Genomic DNA, 8,983 nt, shown 5'->3' with positions numbered 1-8,983 from the left:
TCGGCCACCCCCTCCGATCACTGCAACTCAACAACCACAAACCACTGCAGCTCCGGACACGAATCATGAGCACTCAAGGTCCCCGCGCGGACGCTCCGGCCAAGCAGGGCTCCCACCCAGGCAAGCTGAAAGCCAACAGCCTAGGGTTGTGGGATGTTGTGTTCATGGCTGTGGCGACCTCCGCACCGATTACGGTAATGAGCGGAAACGTCCCGTTTGCGGTTGGCTATGGTGTCGGAACCGGGACCCCGGCAACATATATCTGGGCGACAGTTATCCTGACGGTCTTTGCGGTCGCATATGTCTCCATGGCCCGCTATGTGACCTCAACAGCGGCCTTCTACGGATTCATTTCCCGCGGTTTGGGACGCGTGCTTGGCCTCGGGACTGGCTTCATGGTCACCTTCAGTTACATCGTCTTTGAAGCCAGCATCATCGGTATCTTCGCCTACTTCGGTCATCTAGCCTTTCTGGACCAACTCGGGCTGGATGTTCACTGGGTCGTTTTCGCCGTGGTTGGCCTCCTCCTCATTGGGTTTCTGACCTACTTCGAGATCAGCCTCGCAGCAAAAATCCTTACATTGCTGCTGGCCACTGAGATCGGGATTCTGGCAATCATGGCCTTCGGCGTGCTCTTCAATGGCGGGGGACCCGACGGGCTGATGCCTGAGACGCTGAACCCGATTAATGTATTCCTGCCAAACGGCCTCCAGGTCGCCGCGCCGGGTCTCGCGATGTTCATCGCGTTCTGGTCCTGGACCGGATTCGAGTCGACAGTCATGTATGGGGAGGAATCAAAGAACCCCAAGAAGATTGTCCCTATTGCCACGTTGATCGCAGTCACGGGCGTCGGTATTTTCTATACGTTTGTCTCTTGGATGTCCGTCGCAGGCAACGGCGCTGAACAAGCCATCGCTTTGGCGCAAAGCGCCAGTCCGCTCGACATGTTCTTTCACCCCACGGACGTCTTTGTCGGGCACGGGTGGGTTTTGGTCATGGAATGGCTGATGATGACCGGATCCTTCGCTTGTGCGATGGCGTTCCACAACGCGGCATCAAGGTACATGTATTCCCTCGGTCGGGAAGGAATCCTCCCCGGCGTACTTGGCAGAACGCACCCGAAGCATGGGTCCCCGCACATCGCGTCGTTCCTCCAGACAGGCATTGCAATCCTGTGGATTCTCGGGTTCTGGTTCTTCAATAAGGATCCATACCTGGATGTCTTTGTTCTGCTGGCGGTGCTCGGGACATTCACGCTACTGATTGTGCAGACCATCACCATGGCCGCTGTATTCAACTACTTCCGGCACCACCATCCGGAAGAAAACGTGTGGCGCACCAAAGTGGCACCCGTAGTCGGTGGAGTGGGGATGCTCGGTGTTGTCATCCTGATGTGCATGAATTTGGACACCGCTGCCGGACCTGCAGCATCGTCTCTGCTCTTCAAGCTCATCCCCTACATCGCCGGTGGACTCTTCATCGCGGGGGCAGGACTGGCCCTTTACCTGCGGAAGACCAATCCGCTCAAGTATGAAACCATCGGCTACGTCGTTCTCGCCGAGGATGGTCACGGCCCGGTCCTGGACGAAGAAGATCCGGAGCCGATGCGCCCGATCGATCTCGAACGCATCAGGGAACTCGAGCGGAAGAATCCCCTGGGTGAGCTCGAACTGAGTGATGAAGATGAACTAGCGCTGGAGAGGGAAAGGCCCTGAACAGGCGGTCCCCGGTGCTGCGGCAGCAGTATCGGGGACCGACCCCGTTAACTAACTCAAACCAGTAGGGAGAGCGTGATCCGCGTGTTCGATGTGCCCGCCATTACCTGGACCCTCACGGCCTTCCTACTGCTTACCGGAAGCTATCAGATCCTGCAGGCGACAAAGTCCAAGCAGGGCACGGACAGGGTTAACAAGAGCCTCCATGCCCTCATGAACCTCCTGATGGCTGTCACGCTATGGAACCTCGCGCCGTCGTTCATGCTTGCTCAGGTCGCCGTCCTCGCCGGAGCGGCACTGTGGTTTGTCATCCAGGCGGTCGCACGGCCGGAATTCAAAACACTCTGCGCGGGTAGCCAGCGCCGACTGACTTGCGGCTACCACAGCATCACCATGGCCGGCGCTGCTCTCATGGTCGCCATGATGGGTCATGTGACCACAACGACCCATGAAATGCAGGCAGGCGGAGCGTCAACGCCTCATGCCCACCACGCGATGACAGCCGAAACCAAAGGCCTTCCGGTCGCAACATTTGATCACTCACCCGACCTCGCGCTCCTTATGACAATAGTTTTCGGAGTTGCTGCGGTCGTATTTACCGTCCTTTCGCTTCGTTTCCGGGGACCGACAATCACCCTCCCCAGCACGTCGGCGCCAAGACTTTCTGTCCGCACAGAACACGGACTCGAAGCTCTCGGCGCCGCTGCCATGGCCCTGATGTTTGCCGCAATGTCCGCATGATGGTACCCGCGCTTCGCCACAGGGCTCGCGCCTGAGCCCGCCCTCGGTCTCGACCGCGCTTACTGCGCCGCCTTGCAGACCGAGTCCGGCACTTTTCCAACTCGCTTCTCTCGCTGTGGATGGCCCCGGAGGGCGGAGTCCTGACCAGCTGATATCGGGCAGCAGCGCGGCGCTGCCTCGTCAGAGGTAGGCCGCCCGTTGCGCGGTTATCCATGGACGCGGCAGATTGTTCCGGTACCTGCAGTGCGTCTCTTACTTGGTCAACGGAGCCCGTGGCTGTGCGCCAGGGCGATCGCCTCGGTGCGTGAGCCGACCTCGAGCTTCTTGAACAGGTTTCGGACGTGGAACTTGACCGTGTTCTCGCTGATGCCCAGCGTTGACGCGATGGTCCGGTTGCGGTGCCCGGCAACAAGGTACTGGAGCACCTCAAGCTCCCGGGGGGCAAGGTCCCAGCCGGCCACATCGCCGGCGGGCCGCGTTGGCAGGTCCAGGGGGAGGGTGACAAAAACGTCCGCACCCCAGCCCGGCATAACGTCGATCCGAAGCTGTCCGGTGAGCGCCTGCACCCGGCGGTCCAGGCGGGCGATGCTCGGCGCGTCGGCTTTGAGTGCACCGCGGCCGTCATCGCGTACGTTAATCAGCAGGTTTTCGCCGTCGCAGTCCCACTGCGTACGTACCCTGCTGACGTCCGGTTGTTCCGTCATGGCCAGCACTAGTCCGCGGACGATGGCCCGTGCCGCGTGGGCAACTTCGCCGGGCAGGGCCCTTCCGTTCAGCGGCGGCTCGATGAATTCGATCTCGATGCCGCTGTAGCGTGTGAGCGGCCGCAGGTCCTCCCGCAGGCGTTCGAACGCCTTGGCAACGGGCTCTCTTACAAGGTCCGTGGTGCGGTCGCTGTGAGTCCGGAGCCCGATCAGAGCCTTGGCGGTGAGGTCGGTGGCGGTTGTGCGGGCTGCTGCATCGTTCAGGGAGGACGACCGAAGGGCTGCCATGAGGGTCTCTAGCGTGGTGGAGTGCAGATCGGTCAGTTCCGCCGTCACGCGGAGGCGTTCGGCGGACGCCGCCCGCGATTCCAGCAGGTACGAGGGCGGCGCGTCAGCCACTTTCTCGCGGATCCGCCGCGCAGTAAGGCGCCACAGATACGCCACCAGCTCCAGCCCGGCGTTGCGTCCCGGATCGGCAGGGGGATCCGTGAGGACGAGGAGGGCATTACTGGAGGCGTGTTTCAGGGCAAGCACGGGGCGGGTCTGGCCGGCGAGCTCGGCTTCGCCGAACCAGGGTCCCTCATCGGAAAGGGTGGCGCGAAGCGTGTCCAGTTCGATGATGGAGACCGTGGAAATGATTTCTTTGTCGCCCGCCTTCTTCTGCGGCCGGCCCGTGCAGTCTTCGGTAAAGATGACCAGCGCGCTGCTTCCCATGTAGGGGAGTGTGGCGTCACGCAGTCGCTCTGCTATCTGGGCCAGCGGGGCATCTGCCAATGCTGCCACGCTCTGCAAAAGCGGCCACGGCAGGTCTGCCAGGGGCGTGGTGGATTCTCTTAGGGATGGGTCGTGGGCGGCGCTCATGCCGCCATCATACCGGGGCGGAACCTCTACCCAACCCAAAAGGGTAGTAAGAACCGTCAGAAAACAGTGTTACCCCTGCCCGTTTGTTTCGCAATCATGGATATCAACCAGAAAGCATCCGTCCGGCCGTTACAGGCCGACCAGATCCAAGAGGACAAACCGTGAAACCGACAACAAATGTGATGCTCTCCAGCACTGCGAATTCAGCGGCACTCGACTGGACTCCCGCGGACGACCGCGCCGTGGACACAGCCCGTGTTCTGGCCGCGGACGCCGTCGAGAAGGTCGGCAACGGCCACCCCGGCACGGCCATGAGCCTGGCCCCGGCCGCCTACCTTCTCTTCCAGAAGCTGATGCGCCACGACCCCCGCGACCCGGACTGGCTGGGACGTGACCGTTTCATCCTGTCACCCGGTCACTCCTCGCTGACCCTTTACATCCAGTTGTTCCTGTCCGGTTACGGGCTGGAACTGGACGACCTCAAGGCGTTGCGCACCTGGGATTCGCTGACCCCCGGCCACCCGGAGTACAAGCACACCGCTGGTGTTGAAATCACCACCGGTCCCTTGGGCCAGGGCCTTGCCTCTTCGGTGGGTTTCGCCTACTCCCAGCGCCGGATGCGCGGCCTGTTCGACGCGGACGCCGCCGAGGGCACATCCCCGTTTGACCACACCATCTGGGTTATCGCGTCCGACGGTGACATCCAGGAAGGCGTGACTTCCGAGGCTTCCTCCTTGGCGGGTCACCAGGAACTGGGCAACCTCGTTGTCGTCTACGATGAAAACCACATCTCCATCGAGGACGATACCGACATCTCCTTCACTGAAGACGTCCTCAAGCGCTACGAGGCCTACGGCTGGCACACCCAGCGCGTTGACTGGACTGAAACCGGCGAATACGTCGAAGACGTCCAGGAGCTGTACGCGGCCCTGCTCGCCGCGAAGGCCGAAACGACCAAGCCGTCCATCATTTCGCTGCGCACCATCATCGGGTACCCTGCGCCGAAGAAACAGAACACCGGCAAGATCCACGGTTCAGCACTCGGTGCTGATGAAGTAGCCGGCCTCAAAAAGGTCCTTGGCTTCGATCCGGCCAAGTCCTTCGAGGTGGATCAGGATGTCCTGGCGCACGCCCGCGCCGTCGTCGAACGCGGTGCCGCTGTCCGCAGCGAATGGGACGAGTCCTTTCAGGCCTGGCAGTCGGCCAACCCTGAGGGTGCCGCATTGTTGGAGCGGATTGAAGCCAAGAAGCTTCCGGCCGGACTCGAAGCCGTCCTGCCGGTCTTCGAAGCCGGCAAGGATGTCTCCACCCGTGCAGCGTCGGGAAAGGTCCTGAACGCGCTGGGTCCGGTTATGCCCGAACTGTGGGGCGGTTCGGCCGACCTCGCCGAGTCCAACAACACCACCATCGAAGGATCGCCGTCGTTCATTCCGGCCTCCCGCTCCACGGATGCATGGAAAGGCAACCCCTACGGCCGGGTCCTGCACTTCGGCATCCGCGAGCACGCCGCGGCATCGATTGTGAACGGCATCTCGCTGCACGGCCGGACACGCGCCTTCTCGGGCACATTCCTGATCTTCAGCGACTACCAGCGCCCTGCAATCCGCCTCTCCGCCTTGATGGGTGTCCCGTCCATCTATGTGTGGTCCCACGACTCCATCGGCCTTGGTGAGGACGGCCCCACCCACCAGCCCGTTGAGCAGCTCGCTACCCTGCGCGCCGTTGTTGGCCTTGACGTGGTCCGTCCGGGTGACGCGAACGAGGTGGGCATAGCGTGGAAGACCATGCTGGAAAACCACGAGAACCCGGCCGGCATCGTTCTGACCCGTCAGAACGTCCCCACCTTCGCCCGCGGCGAGGGTGCGGCCGAGGGTGACACCTTTGCCTCCCCGGCGGGCGTCGCAAAGGGCGGCTATGTTCTGGCCGAGGCTTCGAGGGACGGCGCCACCGTGCCAGCCCAGGTGCTGCTGATCGCTACCGGCTCGGAGGTGCAGCTGGCCGTCCAGGCCCGTGAAGCCCTCCAGGCCGAAGGTGTCGCCGCCCGCGTCATCTCCATGCCGTGCGTCGAGTGGTTCAACAAGCAGGACGCCACTTACCGGGAGTTCGTGTTGCCGGCCGCCGTCCAGGCCCGCGTCTCGATCGAGGCCGGGCTGGCCCTGGGCTGGCGGGAATTCGTCGGCGATGCCGGCCGGTCCGTCAGCCTCGAGCACTACGGTGCTTCGGCGGACCACAAGCGCCTGTTCCAGGAGTTTGGCATAACCGCGGAGGCTGTCGCCGCGGCCGCCAAGGACTCCTTGGCCGCTGCCCGCGCCTGACCACTGCGGCCGGCGCCGCGGGACGGCCTCATTGGGGGACGTCCCGCGGCGCCGCCGCGAACTGTCACCAGTCCGTAATTTATGAAGGAAGAAGCAGAAGCCATGATCAAAGCAACCCCTACCGCCCAGTTGTCCGATGCCGGTGTGTCCATCTGGCTCGATGACCTCTCCCGCGAGCGTCTCGCCAGCGGCAGCCTGCAGAAGCTCATCGACGAAAAGAACGTGGTGGGCGTGACCACCAACCCGTCCATCTTTCAGGCCGCGATCACCTCCGGCTCGGACTATGACGCAAAGATCGCCGAACTTGCCGCGCAGGGCGCCGGCGTCGAGGAGACCATCTTCGAGATCACCACCACCGACGTCGCCGACGCCTGCGATTTGTTCGCACCGATCGCCGTCGCCACCAACGGCGTGGACGGCCGTGTCTCCATCGAGGTTGACCCCCGTCTCGCTTGGGACACCGAGCGCACCATCGCCGAGGCGAAGAACCTCTATAAGAAGGTGGACAAGGACAACGTCCTGATCAAGATTCCGGCAACGCTCGAAGGCTTGGCCGCCATCACGGCAACCCTGGGCGAAGGCATCAGCGTCAACGTGACCTTGATTTTCTCCCTGGAGCGCTACCGCGCCGTCATTAGCGCCTTCCAGTCCGGCCTGAAACTGGCCAAGGAAAACGGTCACGACCTCGCCAAAATTCACTCGGTTGCCTCGTTCTTCGTCTCCCGGGTGGATTCTGAGATCGACAAGCGCCTGGACGCTATCGGTACGGACGAAGCCAAGGCACTCAAGGGCAAAGCCGGAGTGGCGAACGCCCGGTTGGCCTACCAGGTCTATGAAGAACTCTTCGCCACCGAGCGCTGGGCGGTCCTGGCCGAAACTGGCGCACTCCCGCAGCGTCCCCTGTGGGCCTCCACCGGCGTCAAGGACCCGGCCTACCCCGACACCCTCTACGTGACCGAACTGGTTGCTGCCGACGTCGTAAACACCATGCCGGAGAAGACGCTCGACGCCACCTTCGACCACGGCGTGGTCGCTGGTGACACCATCACCGGCACCTACGCGGAAGCCAACCGCGTGCTGAACGCCCTGGACGGACTGGGCATCTCCTACAACGAGGTGGTGGCCCTCCTGGAGTCCGAGGGCCTGGACAAGTTCGTGGCCAGCTGGAAGGAACTGCTGGCCGACGTCGAAGGCGCCCTCGCCTCCGCACGGAAGTCTTCCTGACCCACCGAGTTCTGACCGCCATCGAAAGGCCGACATCATGTCCGCATCACCTTTGAACTGCTGCATCAACCCCAGCATCCTCTCGGCCGACTTCGTCAACCTCGAGGCCGAGCTTGCCCGCATCGGCAACGCCGATGCCGTACACGTGGATGTAATGGACAGCCACTTTGTGCCAAATCTGACCATCGGCCTGCCTGTCGTGGAACGGCTGCAGAAAGTCAGCCCCATCCCATTGGACGCCCACCTGATGATTGCCAACGTGGACCGCTGGGCGCCGCAGTACGCCGACGCAGGCCTGAGCTCGGTGACGTTCCACGTCGAGGCATCCAATGCTCCCATCAAACTCGCCCGCGAACTTCGGGCACGTGGGGCCAAGGCGGGCATGGCACTGCGCCCGGCCACTCCGGTGGAACCGTACCTGGACATGCTCCCCGAACTGGACATGCTGTTGATCATGACGGTGGAGCCGGGCTTCGGCGGCCAGGCGTTCCTGGACGTCATGCTGCCGAAGATCCGCCGTGCCCGGGCGGCGGTAGAGGGCTCAGGGGTCAACGTGGCCATCCAGGTGGACGGCGGCATCACGGAGGAAACCATCATGCGCGCAGCGGAGGCCGGTGCCAACGTCTTTGTGGCAGGATCCGCCGTGTACGGCAAGCCATCGCCTGCGGATGCCATCGAATCGCTGCGCGCGAACGGCCAGCTTGCCTTCGGTCCGAGGGCTCTGCACCTCAACAACCCCACACCCCAACCAGCCTGAAGGGCCACCGATGCGCGTTCATATCGCAACCGACCATGCCGGAATGGAGCTATGCTCCCACCTCATTACTGCACTGTCAGCCAAGGGCTACCAGATGGTGGATCACGGGCCGGCGGCCTATGACGCCGAGGACGACTACCCTGCGTTCTGTATTAAGGCGGCGTCTGCCGTTGTGGCCGATCAGGCCGCGGGCGTAGACGCCCTCGGGATAGTGTTGGGCGGCTCGGGAAACGGCGAGCAGATCGCCGCAAATAAAGTTAAAGGCGTCCGCGCGGCCTTGGCATGGAACCTGGACACGGCGAAACTGGCCCGTGAACACAACAATGCCAACTTAGTGGCAGTGGGTGGACGGCAGCACACCGTTCAGGAAGCTACAGAACTGATCGAGGCATTCCTGGCAGAACCGTTTAGCCAGGCCGAGCGCCACGAACGCCGCATTGGCCAGATCGCAGCCTATGAGACCACCGGTGAGGTTGCCGGATAGCTTGGCATTTTTCATAGCTTCGTCCCAGGGGCGGGCTATGAGCAGCCGCTTTCCGTTGGCTGGAACCCACCGGAGGGCGGACAATGCCTTGACCAGCAGGGAAGGGCGCGCAGACGAACACCAGCACAGGAGTCAGCATGCCCATTGCAACCCCAGAGATCTACTCCGAGATGATCGACCGC

At 62.7% G+C, this 8,983-nt stretch carries 7 protein-coding genes; 6 read left to right on the top strand and 1 reads right to left on the bottom strand.

Annotated features, from left to right (window positions below; translation table 11 throughout):
• Both QCD75_RS21330 and QCD75_RS21325 read left to right on the top strand, forming a co-directional pair.
• Window positions 1-1,715, top strand: a 1,715-nt coding sequence (locus QCD75_RS21330) for an APC family permease (RefSeq protein WP_301231510.1), incomplete at its 5' end; no start/stop codon positions are given.
• Window positions 1,716-1,790: 75 nt separating this feature from the next.
• Window positions 1,791-2,456 carry a DUF5134 domain-containing protein gene (locus tag QCD75_RS21325; protein WP_301231509.1) on the top strand — a complete coding sequence of 222 codons (666 nt, stop codon included), beginning with the start codon at window positions 1,791-1,793 and terminating at the stop codon, window positions 2,454-2,456.
• A 260-nt stretch (window positions 2,457-2,716) separates the two neighbouring features.
• Here QCD75_RS21325 and QCD75_RS21320 read toward each other — a convergent pair whose 3' ends face one another.
• Window positions 2,717-4,021, bottom strand: a complete 1,305-nt coding sequence (locus tag QCD75_RS21320; RefSeq protein ID WP_301231506.1) for a helix-turn-helix transcriptional regulator — start codon at window positions 4,019-4,021, stop codon at window positions 2,717-2,719.
• A gap of 182 nt (window positions 4,022-4,203) precedes the next feature.
• On the opposite strand from QCD75_RS21320, the gene tkt reads away from it, so the two are divergent.
• The 4 genes from tkt (at window position 4,204) to QCD75_RS21300 (ending at window position 8,801) form a co-directional block, all read left to right on the top strand.
• A complete protein-coding gene (gene tkt / locus QCD75_RS21315; protein WP_301231511.1) occupies window positions 4,204-6,336 on the top strand; it encodes a transketolase in 2,133 nt (710 codons plus the stop codon).
• A 102-nt stretch (window positions 6,337-6,438) separates the two neighbouring features.
• Window positions 6,439-7,560 carry a transaldolase gene (tal, locus tag QCD75_RS21310; protein WP_301231505.1) on the top strand — a complete coding sequence of 374 codons (1,122 nt, stop codon included), beginning with the start codon at window positions 6,439-6,441 and terminating at the stop codon, window positions 7,558-7,560.
• A 37-nt stretch (window positions 7,561-7,597) separates the two neighbouring features.
• Window positions 7,598-8,317: a ribulose-phosphate 3-epimerase gene (gene rpe, locus QCD75_RS21305; protein ID WP_301231503.1), complete on the top strand. Its 720-nt coding sequence runs from the start codon at window positions 7,598-7,600 to the stop codon at window positions 8,315-8,317.
• Window positions 8,318-8,327: 10 nt separating this feature from the next.
• The gene (locus tag QCD75_RS21300; protein WP_301231501.1) at window positions 8,328-8,801 is read left to right on the top strand and encodes a ribose-5-phosphate isomerase; all 474 of its coding nucleotides are present in this window, start codon (window positions 8,328-8,330) and stop codon (window positions 8,799-8,801) included.
• Window positions 8,802-8,983 lie beyond the last annotated feature (182 nt).

This window comes from Arthrobacter sp. PsM3 (assembly GCF_030433895.1).
Taxonomy (GTDB): domain Bacteria; phylum Actinomycetota; class Actinomycetes; order Actinomycetales; family Micrococcaceae; genus Arthrobacter.
The sequence above is the reverse complement of the archived record's forward strand: the minus strand, read 5'-3'. Positions and strand labels throughout refer to the sequence as shown.